General features: G+C 56.4%; 27 protein-coding genes and 2 tRNA genes. 18 read left to right on the top strand and 11 right to left on the bottom strand.

Translation table 11 applies throughout. From position 1 onward, the window contains the following. Positions 1-5: 5 nt before the first annotated feature. The 5 genes from ACR0DU_RS11600 (at position 6) to ACR0DU_RS11580 (ending at position 6,069) form a co-directional block, all read left to right on the top strand. Positions 6-1,055 (top strand): quaternary amine ABC transporter ATP-binding protein, encoded by a 1,050-nt coding sequence (locus tag ACR0DU_RS11600; protein ID WP_010441963.1) that lies wholly within the window; start codon positions 6-8, stop codon positions 1,053-1,055. Beyond that, positions 1,052-3,115, top strand: a complete 2,064-nt coding sequence (locus ACR0DU_RS11595) for an ABC transporter permease (protein ID WP_480874690.1) — start codon at positions 1,052-1,054, stop codon at positions 3,113-3,115. The genes ACR0DU_RS11600 and ACR0DU_RS11595 overlap by 4 nt, the downstream gene beginning before the upstream one ends. Positions 3,116-3,218: 103 nt before the next feature. Then, a complete protein-coding gene (locus tag ACR0DU_RS11590; RefSeq protein WP_480874688.1) occupies positions 3,219-3,884 on the top strand; it encodes an NnrU family protein in 666 nt (221 codons plus the stop codon). 72 nt (positions 3,885-3,956) lie between these two features. Next, positions 3,957-4,481, top strand: a complete 525-nt coding sequence (locus ACR0DU_RS11585) for a DUF2478 domain-containing protein (RefSeq protein WP_480874686.1) — start codon at positions 3,957-3,959, stop codon at positions 4,479-4,481. A gap of 256 nt (positions 4,482-4,737) precedes the next feature. Next, positions 4,738-6,069 carry an ArnT family glycosyltransferase gene (locus tag ACR0DU_RS11580; RefSeq protein WP_480874683.1) on the top strand — a complete coding sequence of 444 codons (1,332 nt, stop codon included), beginning with the start codon at positions 4,738-4,740 and terminating at the stop codon, positions 6,067-6,069. A gap of 86 nt (positions 6,070-6,155) precedes the next feature. Here ACR0DU_RS11580 and ACR0DU_RS11575 read toward each other — a convergent pair whose 3' ends face one another. Continuing rightward, positions 6,156-7,184, bottom strand: coding sequence for a LacI family DNA-binding transcriptional regulator (locus tag ACR0DU_RS11575; RefSeq protein WP_480874681.1), 1,029 nt, complete (start codon positions 7,182-7,184; stop codon positions 6,156-6,158). Between the two features lie 131 nt (positions 7,185-7,315). On the opposite strand from ACR0DU_RS11575, the gene ACR0DU_RS11570 reads away from it, so the two are divergent. The 11 genes from ACR0DU_RS11570 (at position 7,316) to ACR0DU_RS11520 (ending at position 16,349) form a co-directional block, all read left to right on the top strand. Further along, the gene (locus tag ACR0DU_RS11570; RefSeq protein ID WP_010441969.1) at positions 7,316-7,501 is read left to right on the top strand and encodes a hypothetical protein; all 186 of its coding nucleotides are present in this window, start codon (positions 7,316-7,318) and stop codon (positions 7,499-7,501) included. 22 nt (positions 7,502-7,523) lie between these two features. Then, the gene (locus tag ACR0DU_RS11565) at positions 7,524-8,669 is read left to right on the top strand and encodes a TRAP transporter substrate-binding protein (protein ID WP_010441970.1); all 1,146 of its coding nucleotides are present in this window, start codon (positions 7,524-7,526) and stop codon (positions 8,667-8,669) included. A 111-nt stretch (positions 8,670-8,780) separates the two neighbouring features. After that, positions 8,781-9,293 carry a TRAP transporter small permease gene (locus ACR0DU_RS11560; protein WP_480874678.1) on the top strand — a complete coding sequence of 171 codons (513 nt, stop codon included), beginning with the start codon at positions 8,781-8,783 and terminating at the stop codon, positions 9,291-9,293. 11 nt (positions 9,294-9,304) lie between these two features. Continuing rightward, positions 9,305-10,633: a TRAP transporter large permease gene (locus ACR0DU_RS11555; protein WP_170472449.1), complete on the top strand. Its 1,329-nt coding sequence runs from the start codon at positions 9,305-9,307 to the stop codon at positions 10,631-10,633. 12 nt (positions 10,634-10,645) lie between these two features. Then, the gene (gene hisD / locus ACR0DU_RS11550) at positions 10,646-11,953 is read left to right on the top strand and encodes a histidinol dehydrogenase (RefSeq protein ID WP_480874675.1); all 1,308 of its coding nucleotides are present in this window, start codon (positions 10,646-10,648) and stop codon (positions 11,951-11,953) included. Next, positions 11,946-12,707, top strand: a complete 762-nt coding sequence (locus tag ACR0DU_RS11545; protein ID WP_480874673.1) for an SDR family NAD(P)-dependent oxidoreductase — start codon at positions 11,946-11,948, stop codon at positions 12,705-12,707. Before hisD ends, ACR0DU_RS11545 begins: the two co-directional genes overlap by 8 nt. Next, positions 12,704-13,684 carry an alcohol dehydrogenase catalytic domain-containing protein gene (locus ACR0DU_RS11540; RefSeq protein WP_480874671.1) on the top strand — a complete coding sequence of 327 codons (981 nt, stop codon included), beginning with the start codon at positions 12,704-12,706 and terminating at the stop codon, positions 13,682-13,684. Before ACR0DU_RS11545 ends, ACR0DU_RS11540 begins: the two co-directional genes overlap by 4 nt. Positions 13,685-13,714: 30 nt before the next feature. Next, positions 13,715-14,125, top strand: coding sequence for a universal stress protein (locus ACR0DU_RS11535; RefSeq protein WP_010441976.1), 411 nt, complete (start codon positions 13,715-13,717; stop codon positions 14,123-14,125). 60 nt (positions 14,126-14,185) lie between these two features. Further along, a complete protein-coding gene (gene comD, locus ACR0DU_RS11530) occupies positions 14,186-14,692 on the top strand; it encodes a sulfopyruvate decarboxylase subunit alpha (protein ID WP_170472438.1) in 507 nt (168 codons plus the stop codon). After that, positions 14,689-15,243, top strand: coding sequence for a sulfopyruvate decarboxylase subunit beta (gene comE, locus ACR0DU_RS11525; RefSeq protein ID WP_010441978.1), 555 nt, complete (start codon positions 14,689-14,691; stop codon positions 15,241-15,243). Before comD ends, comE begins: the two co-directional genes overlap by 4 nt. After that, a complete protein-coding gene (locus tag ACR0DU_RS11520; protein WP_480874668.1) occupies positions 15,243-16,349 on the top strand; it encodes an alpha-hydroxy acid oxidase in 1,107 nt (368 codons plus the stop codon). Before comE ends, ACR0DU_RS11520 begins: the two co-directional genes overlap by 1 nt. Positions 16,350-16,408: 59 nt before the next feature. Here ACR0DU_RS11520 and ACR0DU_RS11515 read toward each other — a convergent pair. The 6 genes from ACR0DU_RS11515 to ACR0DU_RS11490 all read right to left on the bottom strand — a co-directional run bounded on the left by ACR0DU_RS11515 (position 16,409) and on the right by ACR0DU_RS11490 (position 21,269). Beyond that, positions 16,409-16,483, bottom strand: a tRNA-Glu gene (locus ACR0DU_RS11515). A 21-nt stretch (positions 16,484-16,504) separates the two neighbouring features. Further along, a tRNA-Glu gene (locus ACR0DU_RS11510) sits at positions 16,505-16,579 on the bottom strand. Between the two features lie 109 nt (positions 16,580-16,688). Next, entirely contained in the window at positions 16,689-18,431 is a 1,743-nt protein-coding gene (gene recJ / locus ACR0DU_RS11505) for a single-stranded-DNA-specific exonuclease RecJ (RefSeq protein ID WP_480874666.1), read from the bottom strand. A 97-nt stretch (positions 18,432-18,528) separates the two neighbouring features. Continuing rightward, complete coding sequence (gene glpX, locus ACR0DU_RS11500) at positions 18,529-19,506, bottom strand: class II fructose-bisphosphatase (RefSeq protein ID WP_480874664.1); 978 nt, start codon at positions 19,504-19,506, stop codon at positions 18,529-18,531. A gap of 69 nt (positions 19,507-19,575) precedes the next feature. After that, positions 19,576-20,862 (bottom strand): homoserine dehydrogenase, encoded by a 1,287-nt coding sequence (locus ACR0DU_RS11495; RefSeq protein WP_480874661.1) that lies wholly within the window; start codon positions 20,860-20,862, stop codon positions 19,576-19,578. A gap of 128 nt (positions 20,863-20,990) precedes the next feature. Then, positions 20,991-21,269 carry a hypothetical protein gene (locus ACR0DU_RS11490; RefSeq protein ID WP_010441983.1) on the bottom strand — a complete coding sequence of 93 codons (279 nt, stop codon included), beginning with the start codon at positions 21,267-21,269 and terminating at the stop codon, positions 20,991-20,993. A gap of 70 nt (positions 21,270-21,339) precedes the next feature. On the opposite strand from ACR0DU_RS11490, the gene ACR0DU_RS11485 reads away from it, so the two are divergent. Next, positions 21,340-21,927, top strand: a complete 588-nt coding sequence (locus tag ACR0DU_RS11485; protein ID WP_480874659.1) for a TetR/AcrR family transcriptional regulator — start codon at positions 21,340-21,342, stop codon at positions 21,925-21,927. A gap of 7 nt (positions 21,928-21,934) precedes the next feature. On the opposite strand, the gene ACR0DU_RS11480 is transcribed toward ACR0DU_RS11485, so the two are convergent. Beyond that, on the bottom strand, positions 21,935-22,846 hold the full coding sequence (locus tag ACR0DU_RS11480; RefSeq protein WP_480874657.1) for a pirin family protein: 912 nt from the start codon (positions 22,844-22,846) through the stop codon (positions 21,935-21,937). Positions 22,847-23,006: 160 nt separating this feature from the next. On the opposite strand from ACR0DU_RS11480, the gene ACR0DU_RS11475 reads away from it, so the two are divergent. Further along, positions 23,007-23,477, top strand: a complete 471-nt coding sequence (locus ACR0DU_RS11475) for a hypothetical protein (RefSeq protein WP_260022691.1) — start codon at positions 23,007-23,009, stop codon at positions 23,475-23,477. Here the strand turns inward: ACR0DU_RS11475 and ACR0DU_RS11470 are convergent, their stop codons facing one another. From ACR0DU_RS11470 to ACR0DU_RS11460, 3 genes are read right to left on the bottom strand one after another with little or no spacing between them, the layout of a single operon-like run. Next, complete coding sequence (locus ACR0DU_RS11470; RefSeq protein WP_480874654.1) at positions 23,478-24,071, bottom strand: hypothetical protein; 594 nt, start codon at positions 24,069-24,071, stop codon at positions 23,478-23,480. Further along, entirely contained in the window at positions 24,058-24,681 is a 624-nt protein-coding gene (locus tag ACR0DU_RS11465; protein ID WP_480874652.1) for a TadE/TadG family type IV pilus assembly protein, read from the bottom strand. Before ACR0DU_RS11465 ends, ACR0DU_RS11470 begins: the two co-directional genes overlap by 14 nt. Then, positions 24,678-26,399: a Tad domain-containing protein gene (locus ACR0DU_RS11460; RefSeq protein WP_480874650.1), complete on the bottom strand. Its 1,722-nt coding sequence runs from the start codon at positions 26,397-26,399 to the stop codon at positions 24,678-24,680. Before ACR0DU_RS11460 ends, ACR0DU_RS11465 begins: the two co-directional genes overlap by 4 nt. Positions 26,400-26,526: the final 127 nt, after the last annotated feature.

The raw sequence follows: 26,526 nt of genomic DNA, 5'->3' as shown, positions 1-26,526 counted from the left end.
CTTTAGTGACTGACGCCAATACGCCAGCCATCGCCTGCCAGAATCTCTGGCAGGTGTTTGGCCCCGGCGCTGAGAAAGCTCTGACCGACGCGCTGTCTCGGTCAGGGAATGACGCCGACAAAGCCGCAACTGATCTTAGGGAACACGGGTTTATTCCCGCTGTTCAAGACGCCAATTTCGAAGTTCGCGAAGGTGAGCTATTCGTCATCATGGGGCTTTCGGGTTCGGGCAAATCGACGCTGATCCGCTGTATATCGCAACTGTTGCCTGGTACGGGCGGGGAAATCCGCGTGGATGGCGAGAACGTTATCGGTGCATCCAAAAAGGTGCTGACCGATCTTCGGCGCAAAAAGCTAGGCATGGTGTTCCAGCATTTCGGCCTGTTTCCACATATGACTGTGGCTGAAAACGTAGCATACCCGCTGCGTGTTCAGGGCGTGAGCAAAAAAGAACGTTTGGCCCGCGCGCAGGAAGTGATCTCTCTGGTCGGTCTGGAGGGGCGCGAAGACAGTTTCCCCCGGCAGCTTTCAGGCGGCCAACGCCAGCGTGTGGGGATCGCGCGCAGTCTTGCCGTAAATCCGGACATCTGGTTTCTGGACGAGCCGTTCTCGGCCCTCGACCCATTGATCCGCCGCCAGCTGCAGGATGAGTTCCTGCGTATTCAGGCGACGTTGAAAAAGTCGATCGTCTTTATCACTCATGATATCCAAGAGGCTCTGAAACTGGCCGACCGCATCGCCATCATGCGCGATGGCAAGATCGTGCAGATCGGCACACCTACGGATATCGTGCTGCGCCCGGTGGACGACTATGTGCGCGAGTTCTCAAAGGATGTTGCCAAAGGCCAACACGCCAAGGTCGCCTCGGTCATGCGCGATGATGGGGAACGTGGGCCAGATGATCCGGGCCTGACCACATCAATGACATTGGATGCAGCACTTGCGCATTGCATGGAGCTTTATGAACCCGTGCCCGTGCGCGATGCAGACGGCAATATTGTCGGCACCGTGCACCCGTCTGATTTGGCTGCAGCCTTGCAGGTGGATGAGACATGACCGCGGTGACGGACACTCCCGCGCAACAGGTTCGCCTGACAGCCGGGGCGCAAGCTGCGTTGATTACAGTGATCGTCGGCGCGGTCTGCCTTGCGCTGGAAGGCGTCGCCCCGTGGCTGGTCAAATGGCCTGCCGCGTGGGAATTGCCCGCAACTCAATGGGTTGGGGCATTTCTGGATTGGTTTCTGAACGGCATCAAACCGGCCATGCGGCTGTTTTCGGACCTGATGACCTATCCGATGAATGCTGCCAACTATGTGCTGGGGAACACCCCGTGGCCGATCCTCATCGGTATCGTCACCGCTCTGGGCTGGTATCTGGGTGGTTTGCCCATGGCGGCGCTGGGCTTTATCGGCCTCAGCTTCGTTCTGGCCTCGGGCTATTGGGCCGAGAGCATGAACACGCTCGCCCTCGTCGCCGTGTCGGTGCCCGTGGCGCTGATCATGGGCGGCGCGATCGGCATCCTCGCCAATGAGGTGCCGCGGGTGAAGTCATTCGTGCAGGCGGTGCTCGACATAATGCAAACGGTACCGACTTTTGCTTATCTGACGCCGCTTTTGCTGCTCTTTGGCTTTGGCCCGGTGGTCGGTCTGATTGCATCGGCAATCTACGCAGCCCCACCCATGGCGCGCAACGTGATGCTGGGTCTGGAACGGGTAGAGTCCGAGATCAAAGAGGCCGCCATCATGTCCGGCGGCACCCGTCTGCAGCAACTATTTCAGGTCGAGATTCCGGCGGCCACCACGCAGATCATGGTAGGTGTTAACCAGTGCCTGATGGCGGCCCTGTCGATGGTGATCATCGCCGCCGTCATCGGAGGCTTCAACGACATCGGTTGGGAGGTTCTGCTGACCATGCGCAAAGCACAGTTCGGCGAATCCTTGATGGCCGGTCTGGTCATCGTCGTTTTTGCAGTCGTCATCGACCGGATGAGCGGCACGTTGGCGACCGAACGCAAACGCTATGACAGTCGTGTTGTCTGGGCGATGCTGGGCTTTGCCGTTCTGTTCACAGCCGCCTTCTGGGCGTGGCTTCCCTATCCGTCCGAGCTGACCGTGCTGGACCCGATGGCCGGGGCCATTGACAGTGGCCTGACCGCGTTCACGCAGGCCAACGGGCCGTGGCTGGATGCGCTCAAGAACAACTCATTGTTCTATGTGCTGCTGCCGCTGCGGATCGGGCTGGATCAGGCGGTGCTGCCTTTCACATGGGGATTCCAGTGGACCCCGAGCATGAGCTGGGGTCTCTTCGCCGTTGGGGCCGCAATCGCGCTACTGATGGCTTGGCGCGGTCACCTGACCGGAGGGCTGGTAGTTTTGATCCTGATCGGCATGCTGGAAACCGGCATCGCCAACCTGCCATGGCCCTTTGTACTGACCGGGGCTGCCGCACTGGGCTGGGTCGCAGGGGGCTGGCGTCTGGCGGCGTTGTCGGTGGGTCTGCTCTGCACCATCCTTGTCTCAGGCCTGTGGGAACGCGCACTGTTGTCGCTCTATCTCAGCGGCGCTGCAGTGTTCTTCTGCGCCGTGCTTGGCGGTCTGATCGGGCTGGCCAGTGCGGTCTGGTCTCCGGTCTGGACCGTTGTGCGCCCGATCTGCGATATGCTGCAGACGATCCCGCTTTTCGTGTTCCTGATCCCGGTCCTGATGGTGTTCCAGATAGGAGAGTTCTCGGCTTTCCTTGCGATCTGTACCTACGCGATTGTCCCGATGATCCGCTACACGCGGCACGGTTTGGTCAACACGCCAGAAGAGATGATGGAGGCCGCGATCTCCAGCGGCGCGACCGAGTGGCAGATCATGCGCGACGTACGTGCGCCTTATGCTGCACCGACCATCCTGCTGGGTTTGAACCAGACAATCCTTTATGCCTTTGCCATGCTGGTGATCGCCGCATTGATCGGCACGACCGGTCTGGGTCAGTCGATCTATCTGGCACTGGGGCAGGCTGATGTGGGGCTTGGCATCTCGGCTGGGGCGGCGATGGCCATTCTGGCCCTGATCGCCGATCGCATGGTGCAGGGCTTTGCCGAGGAGCGACGCAAGGCACTAGGCCTTTAAGACAGGGCAGGGGCGGGCAACCGCCCCTTGCCGCACTTGATTTCGGACAAAGACCCACACGTGATCACGACGTAATCCGGGTGCAACATGTTCGGAGATAAAAATGACCGGTTGGGGCTATTTCCTCGCAGCACTTGCCACCTTTCTGCTCAGCCACATGATTCCAGCGCGACCAGCCGTGCGCGGCTGGCTGATTGGCACACTCGGGCGCACGGGGTACTTCGCTGCCTACTCACTGATCTCGCTCGTGGTATTAGGCTGGCTGATCGTAGCCGCTGCCAATGCACCTTATGTTGAAGTCATTCCGCCGCTCACCATCTTCCGCTGGGCGCCAATGCTCGTTATGCCGATAGTCTGTTGGCTGGCCATTGCGGGCCTCTCGATCCAGAACCCATTTTCTTTTGGAGGATTAGGGCATCGTTCCTTTGATCCAGAATCCCCCGGCATCTTGCGCACTACGCGCCATCCGATCTTAGTGGCGCTGATGCTTTGGGCCGTTGCCCACCTACTGGCAAATGGCAGTCTGTCACATGTCATCCTGTTCGGATTGTTCGCGGGCTTCGCTGCGATGGGAATGGTTCTGATCGACCGCCGCACAGCCCGTTACATGGGGTCGGATTGGCATCGCCTGTCTCGAAATACCGCGCGTATCTCCTTGCGCGTGCCTCGTCCATGGCCACGCTTTTGGGTCTGGCTTGCCGCTTTCGCTGCGTACGCAGTTATCTTCCATCTACACGAAGCTGTGATCGGGCTCTCACCGATGCCCTGACACGCGGGAGTGGTCGAACTGTCCGGCCCGTGCTATCTGAACTATCACCATTCGAAGTCTTGAGGTCTCCAAATGCATCTCGCCTATGTCGCAACCACCGATCGCGGTGCCACCGATCGCCTGCTCAGTGCCTTTGCCGAGGCGCTGACAGATACGGGCACCGCGTTGTCGGGTGTGGTGCAAACCAACACCGAATGCGCCGAAGGTTACAAATGCGATATGGACCTTAAGGTATTGCCGACCGGAGAAACCATTCGCATCTCGCAATCGCTGGGTAAAAATGCGCGTGGGTGTCGTCTGGACCCGGCCGAGTTGGAACGCGCTGTTGGATTGGTGACGCAATCTCTGGATAACGCTCCTCAGTTGCTGATTATCAACAAGTTCGGCAAGCATGAGGCCGACGGGCGCGGCTTTCGCCCTCTCATAGCGGACGCGTTGGGACGTGGGATACCGGTCCTGGTAGGGCTCAACAAACTGAATATAGAACGGTTTCAGGAGTTCGCGGGCGGGATGGCCGAAGCGCTCGAACCGGACCTCGGTTGCCTGACTGATTGGCTTGACGGTCTGAACCAGCCTGAAACGCAGCGCACAGCCTGACTGCCCATCATGGGCGGTCGTCAAGCCGCATTCGACACGAGAATGTGAAAAAACTGGACATGTCTGACTGCATCGGGTCTAGCTTCGGCGAGGAAGCAATCCGGTAGTCCGACAGGATAGGGACGCACCGGTGGAATCGGGGTGTATCATGAGCCAATCCCAGACAGATCCTTACCAGCTATCCACCAGTCCTGGGCGGATTCAGCAGTTGGCTGGAACTGACAGATTTTGGCTTTGGTTATTTTGCGGTTACTTCTTGCTGCACGTTGTCGTCCGGCTTGCAACGGGTGGTGCGCTTGGTCTGGACGAGGCCGAGATATTGCTGGATGCCCGCGAACTTCAATGGGGTTACGGCCCCCAACTACCGCTGTATGCGTGGTTGCAATGGGCCGTTTTTCAGATCACCGGCCCAAGCATACTCGGGCTGTCGCTGCTGAAGAACGGGTTGCTGTTGGCGACCGTCGTCACTCTTTATATGACTATTCGGACCCGGCAAAATCCCGTAGTCGCGGGGGTGTCGGTGCTGTCTTTGTTGATGCTTTATCAATTCAGTTGGGAAGCGCAGCGCGCGCTGACGCACACGGTTCTCGCCAATCTCTGTTCTGCGCTGAGTTTCGCGGTGATCTGGGGCTTGATCCGCAATCCCACGACCAAAGGCTATGTCCTGCTAGGCGTGGTGATGGCGGCGGGTGGGCTATCCAAGTACAATTACGCTATTGCGCTCCTGGCTATGCTTCTGGCGGCGCTCAGTGCGCGAGAGACGCGTAAACCCTTCTTATCGGTGAGATTGTTGTTGTCGGCCGGTATCGCTGCGGCTCTGATTGCTGCTCCGATGGTGTGGATTCTGAACCATTCGGCCCTTGCCTTTGACAGCGCGCGCAAACTCGACATGTCTAGCGATGGACCCACCTATTCGGCGGTCTTGCGCGGCGCAGCCGAGTTGTCGATGGCGGCACTGGGTTTTGTGGCGCTGCTATCCCTGATTATGAGCGTTCTCTGGTTGATCTACCGGCGGCAAGGGGCGCCTGGTGTCGCAGATGACCTATTGCGTTTTATGCTGCGGACGGTGTTTTGGGCATTGGTCCTGATGGCGTTGATCGTGATCATCAGTGGCAGTACCAATGTTAAGGATCGCTGGCTGCAACCCATCCTGATATTTGCAGGTCCAGCCATTATGCTGTGGCTTCTACCCAAGATTGGTCGAGCTGGAACCCGGAGCTTCTGCCAGATCTCGGCCGGGCTAGTTGTGCTGATCGTCGTGGCCATGCTGCATCATAATCTTGCCGGAAACGCAAAGCGTGCGGCTCCGTTTGCTGCGCTTACCCCTCAGATACTGGACCAGACCCCGCCTGAGATCGTGATCGTTGCCCATAACTGGCTGGCTGGCAACATGGCCTATCTGGCCCCGGATCGATCAATTCACGGCGAACGCCGCGTGAGCGTATCTGCTCCGGCGCTCCGTGTTTGGGCTGCAGGTCGAAAAGCACCGAAAGACATCAATCCGGCAGATGTTGTCACATTGGAAGCCCCTTATCGATTTGATTCTGGCGAATTGATGTCGCTGTCTTTCGCACCTGTGACTCGGTAGCGTTGGGCTGCAGCTCAATCGCAGATCAGGGCGCTCAACGGTCATCCCATGGTCTTGAATATACCGGACGCGCTTTGGCACGATCTCTAGGGCAAATCAGGTGGCCCAGCCAACGAGTGACGAACGACCATCCTAGTATCTATGCAGACTGATCGGCCTTCTGACCTACCTTCAACCATTTCTACAAGTTCCTGTGCAGCCTTGCGCCCCATTTCGCGATGAGGGACGTGAACTGTCGTCAGGGACGGGCTTACAATTTCGGCCAACTCAATGTCATCAAATCCAGTTATCGAAAGCTGCTCCGGAACCTGAATGCCAAGGTTACGTGCTTCGCGCAGGGCCCCGGCGGCAAGGACGTCGTTGCCGCAAATCACCACCGTCGGCCTTGGGCTCAGGTTCATGAGTTTACGAAGGGCCTCGGCACCCTTTTCAATTTCGTATGTGGTTTCGATCAGCGTTAAGGTGTCAGGGTCGAGGCTGTTTTCCGTCATGGCAAGTCTGACACCCTCAACCCGACTTTGAGCCCGGTCATTGCCTTTCGTTTTCCCCGAAATCATTGCGATCTGTCGGTGACCGGTCAAAATCACCTTCCGGGCCAGTTCTCCCATTGCTGCGGTGTTGCTGAAACCGACCGAAGGGCGTTGCACCCTTGGATCGTAAGACCAGGCAACCAATGACGGAATCTGGTGCTGTTCGAGATAACTGTAGATCTCTGCATCTCGTGCATATCCAATCAGCAGCAACCCGTCTGCACCGCGCGCGACAAGAGTGCGAATTTGTTCTCGCTCGACTTCGGGATCATAGGCAGAGCTGGAGACCAAAAGCGTATATCCGCTTTCGCGAAGCTGGTCCTGAAATTCCTGCAGCCCGCGGGCGAAGATCGCGTTGTCCATTGTCGGGATTATCGCACCGATCGTAAAGCTGCGATTCGCTGCCATCACGCGGGCCGCAAAATTCGGCGTATAGCCCAGCGATTCGACTGCTTGCATCACACGCTTGCGCGTGGATTCGACTACTCTTTCCGGTGAGTTCAGGCATCGCGAGACTGTGGCGGTCGATACGCCCGCCGCCTTTGCGACGTCGTTAAGTGTCGGAGCTGAACGGGTTTTTCCCATACTGTGCCTGCATCTGATCTGACGCCCGTCTTATCACAAAAAAGCCCATTTGCCATCTACTCATGTAAGCGCTTGCATTATCAATGTAAGCGCTTACAAATGTATTTGAGATAACGAACTGGGATTCCGTGATGTTCCTCTGGGCTGCTGCCGCTGTGTTTATCGTGTTCTTTGCCAATGTGGCCTTGGGCGCCTTTGGCGGTGGTGCGTTTCTGGGGGATGTCGGGGAAATGCTGGTTTTGTTTGCCGCCTCGATTTTGTTCGTGGTGGCCATTCTCAAGCAGGAGGCTGACCATAAAAACAAAAACGGCAGCTGACGGATTTCATGGGAGGAAGACAATGACGAATGGCAAGGATGGCCTCAAATCTGCTGAGCGCCGGAATTTTCTGAAACTGGCCTCAACCGGCTCGTTCACAGCGGCGCTTGTGGCTGGTGCGGGTGGCGTATTGTGGTCATCAGAGGCGGCGGCGCAGACCGCCAAAGAAGAAAAAGAACGCGAAAAAGCGGCCGATCACGTAATGACTGTCGCCACAGCTTATGTTTTGGGCGCTTCGCGCAGCTATCCGATTATGCAATTGGATCTGAAAGAGAACATCCAGAACGCCACCAACGGCAAGGTATATGTCAAGCTTGCCCCAGGTGGCCAGTTGGGTGCAGGTGGCGCACTGGTCCAGAAGGTTCAGGGTGGAACAATTCAGGCGGCCCAGCATTCGCTGTCAAACTTTGCACCCTTTGCATCAACCGTTGACCTGATCAACATGCCGTATCTCTGCGGCTCGAACCAGCGGTTCACAAACCTGGTACATTCGGACACATGGACCAAAGAAGTTCACCCCAAGGTCGAAGCTGCTGGGTTCAAGGCCCTGTTCTACGTTGTCATCGATCCGCGTGTTGTCGCTGTGCGGCAGGGCGGGAATGCGATCATGACACCGTCTGATATGAGCGGTGTCAAATTCCGCGTGCCAGGATCAAAAATGCTGCAGCAATACTATCGGATGGTTGGTGCAAACCCGACACCCGTAGCCTGGGGTGAGACACCGTCGGCGATCAAGCAGGGTGTGGCGGATGCGCTCGACCCATCGGTTGGTGCGCTGTATGTCTTTGGTTTCAAAGATATCCTCAGCAATGTCACCTTCACGCAGGCGGTGCCTGACAGTCAGGTCTATTCCTGTAATCTTGAGTGGTTCAATTCAATGCCAGCCGATGTGCAGGAAGGCATCATGTGGGGATCTGAGATGACCAGCCATCAGAATCTGTCCAAGGTTCCTTCGGCCAGAGCCTTTGCAATGGCGGAATTGAACAAGGCAGGAGTGCAATTCCATTCACTGTCCGATGACCAATTGGCCGAGTGGCAGGATGCCGGCGGTTATCAGCGTTCGGAATGGGATCCGTTCAAGACGGAACTGGCAGGCTCGATGGATAATTTCGAGAAACTGGTCGAAGCGGCTGGTACGCAGGGCAAATACTACGTCCACGACGCGTAATTTAGTAGGGCGAGGGGCAAACGCCCTTCGCCCGCTTTTTCCCATTCAACCAGATGGTAGCGGTCCCTTTGGACCGGCAAAATTGAGCGCTGCCAGGGATCGGGGCTGGAAATGACCTTATTGCAAAAGATCAACCGCGACGCCGAACGCTGGTTGCTACTGGTGTTCTACGTGATGCTTGTCGTTACCATGGCGATTGAGGTGCTGCGGCGCGAGGTATTTGCCTTTTCCTCGATCTGGGGCGAGGAAATCGTTCGCTACTCTTTCATCTATCTCGCCTGGATCGGCGCGGCGGCAGCGGTCAAGGAACGTGCTCATATCCGTATCGACGTGCTCATGCACTACATGGGGAGGCGTCCAAAGGCGGTTCTGTATATATTCGGCGATCTTGTGATGCTGGGTGTGGCAGTCATCGCACTCTACTGGTCCTATGAAGCCGTCCATGTCTCTGCCAAATTTGGTTCGGTCACGGATGGGCTGCGGGTGTCCAAGGTTTGGTTTCTGATGGCAGTCCCCACCGGGTTTGCGCTGATGATTTGGCGCCTCATTCAATCCTTGATGCGCGACTTCAAATCTCTTCGAGACGGCACACCCGTCTTCGAAGGCGACAAACTGTTTGACTGAGGAGAACTCGAATGCTTTGGAATTCCCTCAATCAAACGGTCGAGCTCGGCTGGGATTTTTATCTGCCCGTCATTCTGTTCGTTGGCCTGATCGCATTGGCCGTACCGGTATGGGCGGCGATAGGCACCGCCGCGATTGTCATGTTGGTCATGTCAGGGGATCTGCCGCTGAGCGCGGTTGGTGAAAGCCTGTTCACCGGAATAGACGCCTTTGCCTTAACAGCTGTCCCCCTTTTCATCCTGACCGGGGATGTTCTTGTAAGGACTGGGCTTAGTAAGAAATTCCTTGATGTCGCCGAAGCGCTGACCTGTTGGACGCGCGGAGGTTTCGGGTCAGCCACGGTGCTGGTTTGCGGGATGTTTGCCGCGATTTCGGGCTCTGATGCGGCGGGCGCTGCTGCGGTGGGGCGGATGACCATCGCACGCCTCGTCGAAAGCGGTTACCCGCGACCTTATGCCTGTGCGCTGGTCGCTGCGGGCGCCTGTACCGGCATCCTGATTCCACCTTCGATCGCCTACATCATCATCGGCCTCGTGTTGGGCATTTCAGCCTCGACCCTATTTCTTGCGGCGTTAATCCCCGGCCTAGCGATTTTGGTTTCGATCCTGATTACCAATATTATCATGAACCGGATCTATACCTATGAAACCGGGGGCAATATGGGACTGAGCGAATGGCTCGGTAACCTTGGTCATTCGCTAAAATCCGGTTGGTACGCCTTCATCGTGCCCGGGATTATCTTCTACGGAATTTTCTCTGGCCGCCTGACCCCGACAGAGGCCGGTGCGACCGCGGTTGTCGTCACCATCGTGATGGGCTTCATTTTGGGAACTCTGAAGCTATCCGACTTTCCTGCGATGCTGGTCAGTTCTGCCAAAGTGAACGGGGTAATCCTGCCAATCATCGCGTTCTCGGCCCCGCTGGCCGAAGCGCTGGCAATCATGGGAGTCCCTCAGGGGTTCGTGACGGCGGTGACTGGTTTGACTGATGATCCGATGCTGTTGATCCTGCTGATGATCTGTATTCTGATCGCCGCAGGCTGCGTCATGGAAACAACGCCCAATATTGTGATCCTGGCACCAATCCTGAAGCCACTGGCCGACAATATCGGAATGAATGAGATTCAGTTCTGCATCATGATGATCACCGCGCTGGGTGTGGGATTCATCACACCTCCGTTGGGATTGAACCTCTTTGTTGTCTCGGGCATCACGGGCGAGTCCATACTCAAGATTGCTGCGCGCGCTGTGCCGTTTGTGCTGACAATGTTGATTGTGGTGCTGTTGATTGCATATTTCCCACCGATCTCGACCACGCTGCTTCCCGATATCTATAAATAGGACTACCCGGTAATGACTCGCGAATATCTGAAAAAGGCCGATCTGACCCCAAAATCAGACGCGACTGAGACCCACAAAATCGTGCAGGACATCCTGAACGATATCGAGAGTGGGGGTGACGCCAAAGCACTGGAATATGCCGCAAAGTTCGACAATTACGAGGGCAATGTACTTTTGACCCCGGAAGAGATCGAGGCGGCTTGCGCGCTTGTGCCGGAAAAGCTCAAGGCTGATATCCGCTTTTCGCACAACAATGTGCGCCGGTTTGCCGAGCTGCAGAAAAGCACGGTGCATGATGTGCAAATCGAAATATCACCCGGTTTTACTACGGGTCAAAAGGCGATCCCGGTGGATGCTGCCGGCTGCTATGTGCCGGGCGGCCGTTATAGTCATATCGCCAGCGCCATCATGACCGTGACAACGGCCAAGGTGGCGGGTTGCAAGCACATTACGGCCTGCTCACCACCGCACCCTGGGGTAGGGGTTGCGCCTGCTATCATCTATGCGGCGCACATTTGCGGTGCAGATAAAATCATGGCGATGGGGGGCGTTCAGGGGGTTGCGGCAATGACCTTTGGCCTATTCGGGCTGCCAAAGGCAAATATTCTTGTTGGCCCTGGCAACCAGTTTGTTGCCGAAGCCAAACGGATACTGTTTGGTCGCGTCGGTATTGATATGATCGCCGGACCGACCGACAGCCTGATCCTCGCCGATTCCACGGCGGACGCACATATTGTGGCCACCGACTTGGTGAGTCAGGCCGAACACGGTTACAACTCTCCGGTCTGGCTGGTGACTGACAACCGTTCATTGGCGGAAGAGGTCATGCGATTGGTGCCAGCCTATATCAACGACTTGCCAGAGGTGAATCGTGAGAATGCCGCCGCCGCCTGGCGCGATTATGCCGAGGTCATTCTGTGTGCGGATCGCGAGGAAATGGCAGCCTGTTCCGACGAATATGCGCCCGAGCATTTGACGGTTCAGGCTGATGATCTGGACTGGTGGCTGGATCGGCTGACTTGCTACGGTTCGCTGTTTCTGGGCGAGGAAACTACGGTTTCCTACGGTGACAAAGCAGCGGGCACCAACCACGTGCTGCCGACTTCACGAGCGGCAAGCTACACCGGCGGCTTGTCGGTTCATAAATACATGAAGATCGTGACATGGCAGCGATCCACACGGGACGGCTCAAAGCCGGTCGCTGAAGCCACTGCCCGAATTGCGCGACTTGAGGGCATGGAGGGCCATGCGCGCGCTGCTGACGTTAGATTGGCGAAGTATTTCCCGGATGAAACCTTTGACCTGACCGCGAATGGCTGACCCACGCGCATTGTTTGACCTAACCGGACGAACCGTTTGCGTCACCGGTGCCAGTTCAGGGCTGGGAAGACAGGCGGCCACTACGCTTGCGGCGGCGGGGGCGCGGGTTGTGGCCGTGGCACGCAGGGCAGAAGCTTTGCAGAGCCTCTGTGCGGAAATTGGTGCGGACGCTGCCTATGTGCAGTCGGATGTGGCAAACCAAAGTCAGACAGAGGCATTGGTCGCAGAGATTTCGCGACCCTTCGGCGCCCCGGATATTCTGGTACACGCCGCCGGGATAAACACCCGGCAGCCAGCAGATGAGGTCACGGTTGCCGAATGGGATAGAACTCTGGCGCTGAACCTAACTGCGCCGTTTTTTCTGAGTCAGGCAATGGTGCCGGCAATGAGGCGGCGAGGTTGGGGACGAATTGTTAACTTCGCCTCGCTGCAATCCTTCCGCGCTTTCCCCGGTGGCATCGCCTATGGGGCAAGCAAGGGTGGGGTCGGTCAGCTGACCCGCGCGATGGCAGAGGCATGGTCTGGCTTCGGGATCACCGCAAACGCGATTGGGCCGGGGTTCTTTCCAACCGAGCTCACACAAGCTGTGTTCAGCGACGAGCATCGTGCAGCGGGCAATGCGGCGCAAACCTGCATTGGCCGCAATGGTCGGCTTGAAGACATCGACGGGCCGCTGCTGTTTCTGTGTTCTGAGGCATCTGCCTATGTCACGGGTCAAATCCTGATGGTTGACGGGGGGTTTACGGCGAAATGAAAGCCCTGGTTTACGAAGGTAATGAAACGCTCGGTTTCCACGATGTGCCCATGCCGGTCGCTCAGGCAGGAGAGCATCTGATCCGCATCCAAGCCTCTGGTATCTGTGGATCCGACATGCATGCCTATCTGGGGCATGACGCACGCCGCCCTGCGCCCCTTATCCTGGGACATGAAGCGGCCGGTGTTGTTACCGGTGGGCCCCGCGATGGCCAGCGTGTGACCATAAATCCTCTGGTCAACTGTGGTTCTTGCTCTGCTTGCGCGTCAGGTCGGGAAAACCTCTGTCCCAACCGCCAGATCATCTCGATGCCCCCGCGCGAAGGCGCGTTTGCTCAATTTGTGGCCATCCCGGATCGCAATTTGGTTCCGGTGCCGGATGACGTGCCCTTGGAAAAGGCTGCGTTGACGGAACCTTTGGCGGTCAGTTGGCATGCTGTGCGTCTTGCGCTGCAAACGTTGAGCCCGGGAATGGACCGTCGCGCCCTGGTCATTGGTGGAGGGGCCATCGGACTTGCGGCGGCTCTTGCCTTGCGCGCAATGGGTTTGACTGACGTGATCGTTCAGGAACCCAACCCCGAGCGTCGGGCTTATCTGTCCGAGCGTTGCGGCCAGCAGACCGTCGATGTGTTTCAAGGCACTGTGCCACTGGTTGTAGATGCGGTCGGAATTGCAGCAACACGCGCAACGGCCTCTGCAGTTGCATTGCCTGGGGGGGTGATTGCACATGTTGGGCTGGGCGAGGATGCCGGAGGTCTGGATATCCGCCGCATGACGCTGCAGGAAATCACGTTCATCGGCACCTATACCTACACTGCACAGGATTTCCGAGATACTGCACGCGCGATCTTCGATGGTTGCCTCGGCCCGCTGGATTGGCCCGAGTTGCGCCCTTTATCTGACGGTGCTACCGCCTTTCAGGACCTGCGTTCTGGTTTGGTGGCTGCGCCCAAGATAATCCTCGATCCCTGGGCATAAGACACCTGCCCAAGAATAAGGAGAGCACACATGTACGACAGAGTTCTAGTCCCCATGGCGCTGGATCACGGCGTTTCCGGCACAACCCTCACCGCCGCCAAAACCTTATGCAATCCGGGCGGACAGATCACAGCGCTGCATGTCTATGAGGCGCCGCACAGTTCTGTCAGCGCGTATCTCGATGAAGAGGCCGTGCGCAGCGCGTGGGATAAAGCCCAGCAGAGGTTGGCAGAGAAAACGGCCGGCCATGGTGATGTGACAACCGAAATGGTCAAGGGACGTTCCTATCGCGCCATTCTTGAATTTGCTGAAAAACATGATGTGGATTGTATCGTTGTTGGCTCGCACAAACCGGGCCTCAGCGACTTTTTCCTTGGCAGCACCGCTGCGCGTGTGATCCGACACGCACCTTGTGCGGTTCATGTCTGTCGCACATCCTAGCTCTCAAAACTGACACGCCAAATCGCGCAATGCGCCCCAAACAGGACAGATACTCCGGATATGGACATAGACAAAAAGATAACAGACGACCTGGTTGCGAACGATATCTCGTTTGTGACCACCGTTCCATGCAAGCAACTTGCAGGCGTAATCGAACATATCGATGCGCGAGATGGGATTTTTCATATCCCGTCGAACAAAGAAGACGAGGGCATGGGCCTGTGTGCCGGCGCATGGATGGGTGGAAAACGCCCAGCTATCATCATGCAGAATACGGCCATTGGTGTTACCATCAACACGCTGGCGACTTTGATTCAGTATTATCGGATGCCACTGCCTATGCTGATTTCATATCGCGGAGAGCTGCGTGAACCGATTGCCTGTCAAGTCGAAATGGCCGTTCATACCAAAGCCCTTTTGGCTCAGCTCAACATACCTACCTATCATTTCCACCATCAGTCCGATGTCGAAGAACTGGACGCGATCCTGAAATATACGTTCATGTGCAATAAGCCGGTCGCGATCCTGACCGATGCCAATTTCTGGGGAGGCTATGGCGACCAATGATCCGTTCTGAAATTCTCAAGGAAATCGCTCCGATCCTGCGTGATCAACTGGTTGTCTGTAACATCGGCATTCCCAGTCAGGAACTGCACGCCATCGACGACCAACCGTCCAACTTTTATATGCTGGGGACAATGGGGTTGGCCTCTTCAATTGGGTTGGGATTAGCGTTGTCGCAGCCCAAACCGGTGATCGTGATTGATGGTGATGGCTCGATCCTGACCAATCTGGGTACTTTGCCAACCATCGCGAATAATGTGGCGGACAACTACATCCTGTTGATTGTGGACAACGGTTCCTACGGGTCGACGGGGGACCAGCCGACTTATGCAGGTCAAAAAACCTCGCTTACGAAGATGGCCGAAGCCGCGGGATGTGAACGTGTGATTGAGTGCGCGGCCGAAGAGACAGGTCGTGTCCTGCAAGAGGCCCTGGATGCGAAGCAGATGACCATCATTGTCAGCAAGTGCGAAAGCGGCAATGCCAAGATGCCACCGATTACAATGGACCCGGTGGTCATTCGTGACCGCTTCATGAAGGCCGTTCAGGCCTGATGGCCGCCAGCACCATTCATTCGGCCGAGGACGCGCGACGCCTGGCGCGTCGCAGGCTGCCCTGGATGGTGTTTGACTATATTGATGGCGCTGCCGGGCAGGAATCCGGGGCGGTACGAAACCGTGCTGCCTTGGATGCCATTACTCTGCGTCCGCGTATCTTGAAGGATGTGAGTCAGCGATCGCTGTCGGCGCAGATTTTAGACCAACAATCAGGCCGGCCTTTTGGGATTGCCCCGATGGGGATGTGCAACCTTTCAGCTCCTGGCGCTGATCTGATGCTGGCGCGTTTGGCAGCACACAACCGTGTGCCTCATGTCGTATCCACAGTTGCGTCTACCTCAATGGAAGAGATCATTGCCGAAGCCGAAGGCAATGCCTGGTTTCAGCTTTATTTCAGTGGAGATGGCTCAGGCACGTTCAAACTGGTCGAGCGGGCGAAATTCGCAGGTTATGACGTTCTGGTTCTGACCGTAGATGTGCCCGAGGTAGGTCGGCGTCCACGCGAATTGCGCCATGGGTTCAAGATGCCGTTTCGTATCGGACCGCGCCAGTTCCTCGACTTTGCTCTGCACCCTCGGTGGTCGTTGACCACCTTGTTCAAGGGCCGCCCTGTGATGGCGAATTTCGATGCGGAAGGTTACGATTTTGACCGAACTGAAAGCCGCGCGCGTGCCGATTGGGATACGCTGAGCCGGTTACGCGATGCCTGGCCGGGAAAACTGGTGATAAAAGGCGTATTGGATGTCGAGGATGCCCGAACACTTGTGTCGGCAGGGGTGGATGCAATTCAGGTCTCCAGCCATGGCGCAAGGCAGCTGGACTCTGCACCTGCACCCATCGAAAAGCTGCCAGAAATCCGTGATGCGCTTGGGCCGGACTTCCCGATTTTTTATGATAGCGGCATCAGATCCGGCGAAGATATCCTCAAGGCTCTGACAGTCGGAGCGGATTTTGTCTTTGTGGGACGAATACTGCAATATGCCATCGCCGCTGCCGGAGAGCCGGGTCTGGAACAGCTTTGGGATGTTCTCAGCGACGAATTGAGCATTGCTATGGCGCAGACTGGGCTGACGACATTGGACGATGTCGGTCTGCGCGAATAGCGATAGTGCGCGCGGGTTGTCCGGATCCGGCTTCCTAAAGCATTGAAAGTGTGTGGAAATGGTAGCCCGTAGGGGAATCGAACCCCTCTTTCCAGGTTGAAAACCTGGCGTCCTAACCGATAGACGAACGGGCCATTTAGACCAAACAAACGAAATGGTAGCCCGTAGGGGAATCGAACCCCTCTTTCCAGGTTGAAAACCTGGCGTCCTAACCGATAGACGAACGGGCCACGTTGGCTTGTGGAGGGCCTTTTACGGTTTACCTTCCCCCCCCGCAAGACGAAAAACGCAAGGCTACGAAACTTTTTTGACTGGTTGCAGGGCGTGTTGAAAAAGGTGTCAGACGGCTTCTGCCGCATCCTCCAGTCGCAGTTGCACGCTCTGCCGACCGCCCCAGGAATTGACCTCAAGCCGACCTGCGAAATGGAAGCGGGCACCGCCATGATTTGACAGGCGATCCCCCAGCGGACCATCGAACGCACCAAAGGCGATGGCATCCAGTCCGCCGGACATGCCATCCGATAGTGACAGTTTCAGATGTGTTTCGCCCACGCGCTTGGCAAATCGCACCTGCAGATCGGGCAAAGCATAGCGTGGGGCAGGGGCACCGGCTCCGAAAGGGCCTGCCTTTTCGATCTGCTCGATCAGGTCGACTGTTGCGGCGCCAGGCATCAGTGCCCCGTCCAGTTTCAGATCGGCAGGGCCTGATTGCCCCGCACCCTGCTTGGCCAGCAGTTCCGACAGGCGCGCCATGGCGGGCTCTAACTGATCCCGCATCACCGTCAGACCTGCCGCCATCTTGTGTCCACCACCTTTGACCAGCAACCCTTCGGCTGCCAGACGCTGGATCGACGCGCCCAGGTCAACGCCCGAGACGGAACGGCCCGACCCTTTGCCCTCATCTCCATCAAACCCGATCACGATCGCGGGCCGGTTTGCGGCCTCTTTCAGCCGCGATGCAACGATGCCTACGACACCGGGATGCCATCCCTCACCAGCAGCCCACACCAACGGCGCATCAAGTCCGCGTTCTTCCGCCTGTGCCAGTGCTGCAGCGCGCACTGCGTTCTCGATCTCACGCCGCTCCGAGTTCAGGGCATCCAGTCGCTCGGATAGGGCTTTGGCCTCGGTCACCGAGTCGGTGCTCAGCAATCGCGCGCCCAAATCGGCCTGACCGATGCGCCCACCTGCATTCACACGCGGCCCTAGCAAAAACCCTAGGTGATAGCTGTTGGGCGCAGTATCCATGCGGGCCACGTCTGACAACGCCACCAGCCCTGGCCGTTGCCGCTGGGCCATTACCTTCAGCCCTTGCCGCACCAAGGCCCGGTTGGCCTCAATCAGCGGCGCGACATCGGCCACCGTAGCCAGCGCCACAAGATCCAGCATGGCCATCAGATCCGGCCCTTTGACGCCAGCCTCGCGGAGTTGGCGGCCCGCCTCGACCAGCATCAGAAACACCACCGCAGCCGCGCAGAAATAGCCCAGATCACCGCTTTCATCCTGCCGGTTCGGGTTCACCACTGCGACGCAATCCGGCAGGGTTTCTCCCCCCAAATGATGATCCAAAACGATTACATCTGCACCCTTCGCCGCCGCGATAGGTTCATGGCTAAGTGTTCCGCAATCCACGCAAATGATCAGATCATGGCTAACTGCCAATTCCTGCATCGCCGGTACATTTGGTCCATAGCCCTCATCAATCCGGTCGGGCACATAGAGCGTTGCGGCTATTCCCATCTGGCGCAGCCACACCAGCAGTAGCGCAGCCGAACTGCCCCCATCCACATCATAATCGGCAAACACTGCGATTTTTTGACGATTGCGCACCGCTTCAAGAAACCGCGAAGCGGCAAGCTCCATGTCCTTCATCGAACGCGGATCAGGCAGCAGTTCTTTCAGCTTTGGCTCCAGAAAACCCGAGGCCTCCATCACCGGAAGACCGCGTCGCGCCAGCACCTGACAAACGGCGCGCGGCAAATCGGTCTGCTGCGCCATCATTTCAGCCGAACGCTCGACCTCTATCCCCGGTCCAACCCAACGCCGACCGGTCAACGATTGCTCTACGCCCAGAAACGCCACATCTCACCTCATGCGCCAAGGCCGGGCCCCTTCGGACCCGGCCTTTTCATGTTTTTACAAATACTCTCGCCGAAGGCAGCGGCGCAAGCCGACATCTTTAGGTATGCGACCACATCGGAGTGCGATAGGACATGCGCCGGACCGAGCCGGTCTTGGACCGCATCAGCAACGTGGTTGTCTCGACCCAGCCCGGTTCCCGCTTGATACGCGGCAGCAGAGAGCCTCCGGTCACGCCAGTGGCAGCGAAGATGACATCTGCGGTCACCATCTCGTCGCGCGCATAAACGCGGTCCAGATCGGTGATGCCTGCCTTGGCGGCGCGGCCGCGTTCGTCATCGTTGCGGAACAGCAGGCGGCCAAAGATCTGACCACCCATGCATTTCAGCGCAGCAGCAGCCAGAACACCTTCGGGTGCGCCGCCTTGGCCCATATACATGTCGATCCCGGTCACTTCGCTTTCGGCGCAGTGCATGACGCCAGCGACGTCACCATCGGTGATCAGGCGGATAGAGGCACCGGTGGCGCGCACTTCCGCGATCATTGCCTCGTGACGCGGACGCTCCAGAATGCAGACCGTAATGTCCTCAGGCCCACACCCCTTGGCATTGGCCAACGCTTCGACACGTTCGCGCGGGCTCATGTCCAGATTGACAACGCCTTCAGGATAGCCGGGACCAACGGCCAGTTTGTCCATATACACATCAGGCGCGTGCAGCATTGAGCCGCGCGGTCCCATGGCGATCACCGTCAAGGCGTTTGGCATATCCTTGGCTGTCAGCGTGGTGCCTTCCAGCGGGTCCAGCGCAATGTCCACGCCCGGCCCATTGCCAGTACCAACCTCTTCGCCGATATACAGCATCGGCGCTTCATCGCGCTCCCCCTCACCAATGACCACAACACCCTCGATGTCCAGAAGGTTCAGCTGTTCCCGCATCGCGTTTACAGCAGCCTGATCAGCGGCTTTCTCATCACCCCGGCCAACCAATGAGGCGGACGCCAGCGCGGCCTGTTCCGCCACCCGCGCAAGGCCCAGAGACAGAAGGCGGTCGTTAAAATCGATCTTGGCAGCACTCATATGTTCGTATCCTCAGGTCAATAAAGCCGTAATAACCGGCATAGCTTGCGTTTCATGCAGGTCGCAAGCTCAAATCTCTTCAATGCGCAAGGCGACGGGCTCACCCGCGATAACATCCGTGTCGCGCAAGCCTTCAAGCGCGACGTCAAGGGTTGCGCGTGTCGTCTTATGGGTGACAATCAACACGGGCGCGGTGCTTTCGGCATGCCCATACTGGCGCATCCGGTCAATCGAGACGCCAGCATCGCCCAGAATAGAGGCAACCTTGGCCAGCGCGCCTGGTTTATCCTGCAGGCCCAGCCGCAGATAGTAGGGCGCAGGCAGGCCAGTAACGGCAGGCTTTGCCTCTTGCAGCGATGCGGCAGGGCGGCCAAATGTCGGGATGTGCAATCCGCGTGCCAGATCGCAGACATCGCCCATTACAGCGCTTGCGGTGGGCCCTTCGCCCGCACCCGGGCCACGCAGAACAATTTGCTCAACTGCATCGCCATCCAGCACGACCATGTTGGTTCCACCTTCCAGCTGACCCAACGGAGAGTCACTCGGCACCAGACAGGGTTGCATACGCTGCTCTAGTCCCCGGGCAGTGCGCTGAGCCACGCCCAACAGCTTGATCCGGTATCCCATGTCGTGAGCCTGATGGATGTCATCCAGGCTGATCTGTTGAATGCCTTCAATCTCGATCCCGTTGAAATTCGGCTTGGTGCCGAAGGCAATCGATGACAGCAGCGCCAATTTATGCGCCGCATCGATGCCACCAACGTCCAGATTGGGATCAGCTTCAAGATACCCAAGCTGCGCGCATTCCTCGAAAAGAGCGTTGTAGCCCAACTCCTGCGATTGCATCCGGGTCAAGATGTAGTTGCAGGTGCCGTTCATCACGCCCATGACGCGTGTGATCTCATTGCCAGCCAGCCCCTCGGTCAGAGACTTGATCACCGGGATTCCACCCGCGACCGCTGCCTCGAACCGAATGACGCGGCCTGCAGCTTCGGCCTTTTCCGCCAAGTCCTGTCCATGGATGGCCAGCAGCGCCTTGTTGGCAGTGACGACATCTTTTCCACTGGCCAATGCCGCCTCGACAGAGGCCTTTGCGGGACCGTTCTCACCGCCCATCAGTTCAACAAAAACATCGACGTCGTCACGTTTTGCCAAGGAAACCGGATCAGTCTCCCACGCGTAGTCGGATAGGTTTACGCCACGATCCTTATTGGCATCGCGAGCCGAAACAGCGGTGATCTGAACGGGGCGCCCGGTGCGCGCCTGCAAAAGATCGGCATGCCGGCGTACGATTTTGACCACTCCCACTCCGACAGTTCCCAGACCGGCAATTCCAAGCCTCAGCGCCTGTGTCATTCCCTCGGGTCCTTTCTGCTCGCAATGCCGCCCGCGATGGCGAAGTGTCCTTTGCGGGCTGCCTTAGCGGGTTCAGGGCAAGGGTGCAATCCGTCTAATCTTTCGGAGGCTTAGGCGCAGCCAAAATCCTAGTTAATCTCGGCATTTTGCAACGCCTCGGCTTTTTTCGCCAAGGCTTCGCCGCGCGTCGACAGATCCTCTTCAACCTCTTCCGCTTCGCTGACGGGATCGGTGGGGGCACCGAGGGCCGGATCCAATGCAATGAGTTTGGGATAGGGGGCCTTGCGCAATGCGGCGGTTTCGCTGCCTTCCAACTCGGGGATATTCGCGCAACTCGCAGTGGCGAGCACAAGAAATATCGACGGCAAAAGCTTCATCGCAGACCTTTGGGTTGCAGAGTTTTTCATGTGATGCACCTTTTACCGCGCTGGTTCAAGCGGGGTTCTATCTGAACAACCGTTCATATAGGATAAGGTCATGGCACGTACACAAGGCTCTCATTCAGACATCACCGGCCCTCGCATTCGCGAGGCAGCGTTGGGGTTGTTTGCCCGTCACGGCTATGCCGCTGTATCGATGCGACAGATCGCGGGAGAGGTGGGGGTGCAGGCCGGAGCCCTGTATAATTATACCCCTGATAAACAAAGCCTGTTGTTCCGTCTTATGCGCGATCACATGCAGGATTTGTTGGCTGCATATGAAGAGCTTGAGCAGTTTGACGATCCACAAGATGCGCTGTGCCAGTTTGTCGGGTTCCACATCCGTTTTCACCTTCAGCGCCCGGATGAAGTATTTATCGCCTATATGGAACTGCGCAATCTGACGCCCGAAAATTTCGCCGAAATTGAAGCGCTGCGCCGCCGCTACGAAGACTCGCTGGAGAGTATCTTGCGCATAGGGCAGCAATCGGACCAATTCTCGGTTACCGATACCAAAATCGCCACTTTGGCGGTGATCGCCATGCTCAACGGCGTGATCACCTGGTACCGCAGCGGCGGGCGATTGTCGTTGGATGAGGTTGAACAGGTTTATTGGGATATGGTGCGCAAGGCCGTCACCGCCTGACCGGCCCTCAATGGGCCGGGCGGATGAATGTGCCGTTGCGCAATTCACGAAAGGCCTGCTGCAATTCGGTCTGCGTGTTCATGACGATCGGTCCGTGCCATGCAACAGGTTCATTAATCGGAGCCCCAGAGATCAAAAGAAATCGCACACCATCGGGCCCGGCCTGAACAGTGATTTCATCCCCTGTTCCAAACCGAACCAATGTCCGGTCGCCAGACATGTCGCGGATATTGACCTCATGCCCTGCGATTTCCTTTTCCAATAGCACTCCGGAAGGTCGGGAGGCATCCGCGAAGGCAGCGCTCCCTTCAAAGATATAGGCGAACGCACGACGATAGGTATCTATTGGAAAGGTCTTTTTCACACCCGCCGGTATACTGATATCCAGATATTGCGGATCTGCAGCGATCCCGTCGACAGGACCCGTACGGCCCCAGAATGTGCCGACTATTACCCGGACCGCCGTACCATCGTCTTCGATAATCTCGGGAATATCGGTACTTTGGACGTCCTGATAGCGCGGGGCAGTCATCTTTTGATCCGATGGAAGATTGCCCCATAGTTGAAAACCGTGCATCTGGCCGCTGCCCGAGCCTTTGGGCATTTCCTGATGCAGAATACCAGACCCGGCCGTCATCCATTGAACGTCTCCTGCACCCAAAGTGCCGCTGTTACCCAGCGAGTCACTGTGTTCTACTGAACCGGACAGGACATAGGTGATCGTTTCGATGCCGCGATGTGGATGCCATGGAAAACCGGCCACAAAATCTTGCGGGTTGTCGTTCCGAAAGTCATCAAACAATAGATAAGGGTCCAGTTCCGACGGGTCTTGAAACCCGAATGCGCGATGAAGTTTGACACCCGCGCCTTCCATTGTTGGAACCGAAGTGCGCGTCTCAAGGATCGGTCTGAGGGACATTTTAGCCTCCTGATTGCTTAGCCGCAATTTATGGCCAGTCCCGGCGTAATCAATTTGCGCAGGAACACGCGGTCTGTGCGATCACGCTCAGACCAGCGACATGGGTGTTGTTCTTTGCATATCAAACCAGCTAGAGCAGACGAGTAACGGGGAGAGTGACATGCAAGACGAAGTTCTGGCCTCTATTCAGGCCTCATCCGCGCGCCGATGGACCGGAGTAGGGATGTTGGCCACTGTCGGAGCGCTGGTGATTTATGTCGCGATAGCATCGCCTCCGGATCTTGGTTGGCAGATATTCCTGTTTGTTGTGGGAATTGGGGCTTTCTGGCTGTCGCATCACATGTGGCATTCGACTCAGGATAGGATCGAATTGACCTCTACCGATTTACGCACCAGCTCGGGGCAGGTGATTTGCAAAGTGGAAGAAGTCGAAACCGTCGACCGAGGTGTATTTGCGTTCAAACCATCGAATGGATTTATTATCAAAACCCGCACGGCAGGATCGTTTGACTGGTTTCCAGGCCTTTGGTGGCGTGTCGGGCGCCGCATTGGTATCGGCGGAATGACGGCCGCCGCCGAAACCAAGTTCATGTCCGAGATACTGACCGGACTGCTTGCCGAAAGGTCGTAGCTAGACGACGCAGGATGGATCAGTATTGACGATATTGTCGAATACGCGCGGATGAGTGAACACAAGGTTGTTCATGTCAAATTCGGCGAATTCGAATGCGATATAGAATGGCGGCCGATATGTGTTCCGGGTTTCGACCACGATCATCGATCCATTGTCAGGCATCGCGGGTAGCCGAGGTTTAATGTCGTCAATGTCTGCGTTTGACCATTTCGGCAGGCCTGTGCCACGAACGCAGGACCACAGTACATTATGGATGTCGTTCTCGGCATCAAATGTAAGATAGGTCATCCGTAATGTTACCGGCGCGCGCGTTTCGACCATGGTCTCCAAAAGATCATACATCGTGTTTACGTAGGCTTCGGTCACATTGCCATCTTCACGCGAAACCACATCGGCAACCGCGTAGGCACCCTTGATATTACGCGCACTTTGCCGATAGGCGTCATAGTAGGTGTATGAAGCAAGCATAGACCAGTATAGCAACGGCAATATCAGCATGGCTTCAACAGAAATGATGCCGTCTTCCCGACGCCGGAAGCGACGGACAGTTCTTGCAAATACGCCTCTGAATGAGAAATCAGCCGCCGGCATCTGCTACGTCCTCCGGTTCAGAAGTGCCACCTCCAGCGGGAGTACTTGATGAGCCTCCAAATGGTTCATGAACAAACACAGAAGAGGCGTGTATTTCCCACTGCCCGTCATTATCTTGCCTTACCAGATCGTTCATCATGGAGAGGCCGAATACAGGCGAGACTTCGAGGCAGGCTCGAATAATCATCATTTCGTTCGAGGTTCCCAATTCAAAGGCAACATCTTCGGGTTTTCTGATCGTCGCCGGTGTATCAACGCAATAAGGCGTAGGATCCAGCTGGTTGCCGACGCGGGGGTCAATGGATTTCATCTCGAGCGCGAGATTTTCAGAACAGTCGGAAATGATTGTGTTCTCACACACCATCTTCTTCAGAAGGGCATGATCCCACGTGTCTTCGCCAGGCGGCAGGCGATTCAGTCGAACCTCCCTGATCGTCATGTCCAACGACCGCTCAAGGTCGGCGTGGCGAAATGAGATCAATCCCAGGTCCATGCCAGAATATGCGACATATAAGAAGAGAGGGAACCAGAACATAAACTCAATGCTCGAGGATGCGCCATCCTCTTTACGCCAGAACCTTTGCGCCCGTATTCGCAACGACATGATCATTGGGTCAGCCTCAGGTTTTGAATCGAAGTGCTGATTGAATCGAAGACACGTTCAATCTGTGTGCCAGTTGCTTCGTAGTAGCGGGCAGGTTTGATCGCACAGTCTTTCAGCATCTGCTTGACGCCGTAGGGGGCTTCGAAAGCGATCGAGAAAATTATGACCTTTTCTTTCTCAGCTTCTACGCAAAGATCGACAACCCGTGGATTTTTGGTTGAAGGGCCGATTTCGGTGGTCGACGCAGCCGCGAATTCATTGCCACGGGTCCAACCGTAGGCATGGCGGAACATATTCCGGATCGCGTTTTTCTCCGTATGTGCCCAGACATCAGGCCATTCTAGTTCTGCTGGCGACGAACCGCTTTCGTTGAAATCGCGATCATTCGATCTGTCGATATCGTAACAGGTGCCATTGTAGTAATCCCGGCAACGATATCGTTTGTAGGTACCATTTCCGTGCGCATGATCCTGGAACTTGTCACGTGTCCAGTATCCGCCGGTACTATTATCCCATATGGTGGTATTTACATTTGGCCAAGCCCAACGCCCATTTTGATCATCATAGATGGAATAAGTCTGTGCACTTTCGTTCCAATAAATATTGGAGCCACCCTCGTTATAGGGTGAGTTTACTTTGTGCTGATAGGTGTTTTCCCCATCCGTCATCAGCACGAGAACCTTAAGGGTGTCTGTCGTGGTGTTCGGTGCGGGCCGAATGGCGAACGAGTCTGGGATTTCAGAGCTGTCTGCAATCTGGGCAATCAATGGCTGAATACTGTCATCAAGCAAGGTCAAGCCCCACTTCAATCCAAGATCGATCGAAGTCCAGCCACTTGCGACCAGATTATCAATCTGGTCCTTCAAAATATCCGGGTCATTCTGGATAACGGTCATTTCCCGCTGGTCGGTCGCGGATTCAAGCCGGCAGATGTTGCTGGATACCAAAGTATCACTGAATCTTCTGTCGTTTGTGCCGCTGTCCTTGAAGTGTAAAGTCTGAGGAATGTAATCCCCTTTCCTAATGATATTCCCGCCATCATCGACGATATCGTAATAGTTGAAATTGGTTGTCGTGAAGTCCGAGGCCTGGAAGTCGATGCAATTTGCAACTTCGTTGGCTCCGATCGTATTCAATGCATCCATAAGATAGTCAGGCACCGAGACCTGCTCGGAATAAGGTACGATCGAAATTGACAATCTACCTTCTTCTGACTTCAGAACCATTTCATCAATAAAGTCGTTTGCGGCCTTCTGAAGGTTGGTCAGCTTTGTTCCGCGCATTGAGCCTGACACATCCAAAACCAACGAGATTTCAACGTTACCAATCGATTCTTCGGCAACGCTGGTCGCGGTTGAATCGATATGATCGACACCACTCCACTTCATAAAGTGGGTCTCAACGCTCATGTCAGCACTGGCTACAACCTTGCGCTTGCCTTCAAGCTCGGCGATCTGTTCAACAGAGCCATCCGCATTTGTCTTACATGTCTCGGGTTCGACTTCGATATTACTGATAATATCAGGGTTGAAGCCTTCCTTGGTAATGTAATCGTTGACGACAACACGGGGGCAAAGCTCCTGATCCAGGTCCGCTGCTGCCAAAACGGCGCGGTCAAGGGCATATTGCAGTCGCACCCTTTCCCGATCGTAACGCATGATATCGACGGCAAATCCGGCAACGGTGAAGACAATCATTACCAAGAAGAGCGCAAGGATCGTCATCGTGCCTTCTGTTTCAGATGCAAATTGCCGCAAACGTCGGACGCACCTGTTTTCTCGGCACAAAAAGTTAAACAATTCTTTTAAATCATAATTGCGCATAGTGAATTCCTCTGTCGACAGGGCGCAC

The organism is Ruegeria sp. G2 (assembly GCF_056533505.1).
This window is presented reverse-complemented; position numbering and strand designations above follow the sequence as displayed.

What these genes read in the sequence shown, in the direction of transcription:
- ACR0DU_RS11495 (WP_480874661.1), bottom strand. Translation starts at nt 20,862, where the DNA reads ATGACACAGGCGCTGAGGCTTGGAATTGCCGGTCTGGGAACTGTCGGA.
- ACR0DU_RS11460 (WP_480874650.1), bottom strand. Translation starts at nt 26,399, where the DNA reads ATGACGATCCTTGCGCTCTTCTTGGTAATGATTGTCTTCACCGTTGCC.
- glpX (WP_480874664.1), bottom strand. Translation starts at nt 19,506, where the DNA reads ATGAGTGCTGCCAAGATCGATTTTAACGACCGCCTTCTGTCTCTGGGC.
- ACR0DU_RS11480 (WP_480874657.1), bottom strand. Translation starts at nt 22,846, where the DNA reads ATGTCCCTCAGACCGATCCTTGAGACGCGCACTTCGGTTCCAACAATG.
- comD (WP_170472438.1), top strand. Translation starts at nt 14,186, where the DNA reads ATGGACATAGACAAAAAGATAACAGACGACCTGGTTGCGAACGATATC.
- ACR0DU_RS11575 (WP_480874681.1), bottom strand. Translation starts at nt 7,184, where the DNA reads ATGGGAAAAACCCGTTCAGCTCCGACACTTAACGACGTCGCAAAGGCG.
- comE (WP_010441978.1), top strand. Translation starts at nt 14,689, where the DNA reads ATGATCCGTTCTGAAATTCTCAAGGAAATCGCTCCGATCCTGCGTGAT.
- ACR0DU_RS11585 (WP_480874686.1), top strand. Translation starts at nt 3,957, where the DNA reads ATGCATCTCGCCTATGTCGCAACCACCGATCGCGGTGCCACCGATCGC.
- ACR0DU_RS11520 (WP_480874668.1), top strand. Translation starts at nt 15,243, where the DNA reads ATGGCCGCCAGCACCATTCATTCGGCCGAGGACGCGCGACGCCTGGCG.
- ACR0DU_RS11545 (WP_480874673.1), top strand. Translation starts at nt 11,946, where the DNA reads ATGGCTGACCCACGCGCATTGTTTGACCTAACCGGACGAACCGTTTGC.
- ACR0DU_RS11595 (WP_480874690.1), top strand. Translation starts at nt 1,052, where the DNA reads ATGACCGCGGTGACGGACACTCCCGCGCAACAGGTTCGCCTGACAGCC.
- ACR0DU_RS11535 (WP_010441976.1), top strand. Translation starts at nt 13,715, where the DNA reads ATGTACGACAGAGTTCTAGTCCCCATGGCGCTGGATCACGGCGTTTCC.
- ACR0DU_RS11560 (WP_480874678.1), top strand. Translation starts at nt 8,781, where the DNA reads ATGACCTTATTGCAAAAGATCAACCGCGACGCCGAACGCTGGTTGCTA.
- ACR0DU_RS11465 (WP_480874652.1), bottom strand. Translation starts at nt 24,681, where the DNA reads ATGATCATGTCGTTGCGAATACGGGCGCAAAGGTTCTGGCGTAAAGAG.
- ACR0DU_RS11565 (WP_010441970.1), top strand. Translation starts at nt 7,524, where the DNA reads ATGACGAATGGCAAGGATGGCCTCAAATCTGCTGAGCGCCGGAATTTT.
- ACR0DU_RS11490 (WP_010441983.1), bottom strand. Translation starts at nt 21,269, where the DNA reads ATGAAAAACTCTGCAACCCAAAGGTCTGCGATGAAGCTTTTGCCGTCG.
- ACR0DU_RS11570 (WP_010441969.1), top strand. Translation starts at nt 7,316, where the DNA reads ATGTTCCTCTGGGCTGCTGCCGCTGTGTTTATCGTGTTCTTTGCCAAT.
- ACR0DU_RS11590 (WP_480874688.1), top strand. Translation starts at nt 3,219, where the DNA reads ATGACCGGTTGGGGCTATTTCCTCGCAGCACTTGCCACCTTTCTGCTC.
- ACR0DU_RS11555 (WP_170472449.1), top strand. Translation starts at nt 9,305, where the DNA reads ATGCTTTGGAATTCCCTCAATCAAACGGTCGAGCTCGGCTGGGATTTT.
- ACR0DU_RS11540 (WP_480874671.1), top strand. Translation starts at nt 12,704, where the DNA reads ATGAAAGCCCTGGTTTACGAAGGTAATGAAACGCTCGGTTTCCACGAT.
- ACR0DU_RS11475 (WP_260022691.1), top strand. Translation starts at nt 23,007, where the DNA reads ATGCAAGACGAAGTTCTGGCCTCTATTCAGGCCTCATCCGCGCGCCGA.
- hisD (WP_480874675.1), top strand. Translation starts at nt 10,646, where the DNA reads ATGACTCGCGAATATCTGAAAAAGGCCGATCTGACCCCAAAATCAGAC.
- ACR0DU_RS11470 (WP_480874654.1), bottom strand. Translation starts at nt 24,071, where the DNA reads ATGCCGGCGGCTGATTTCTCATTCAGAGGCGTATTTGCAAGAACTGTC.
- ACR0DU_RS11485 (WP_480874659.1), top strand. Translation starts at nt 21,340, where the DNA reads ATGGCACGTACACAAGGCTCTCATTCAGACATCACCGGCCCTCGCATT.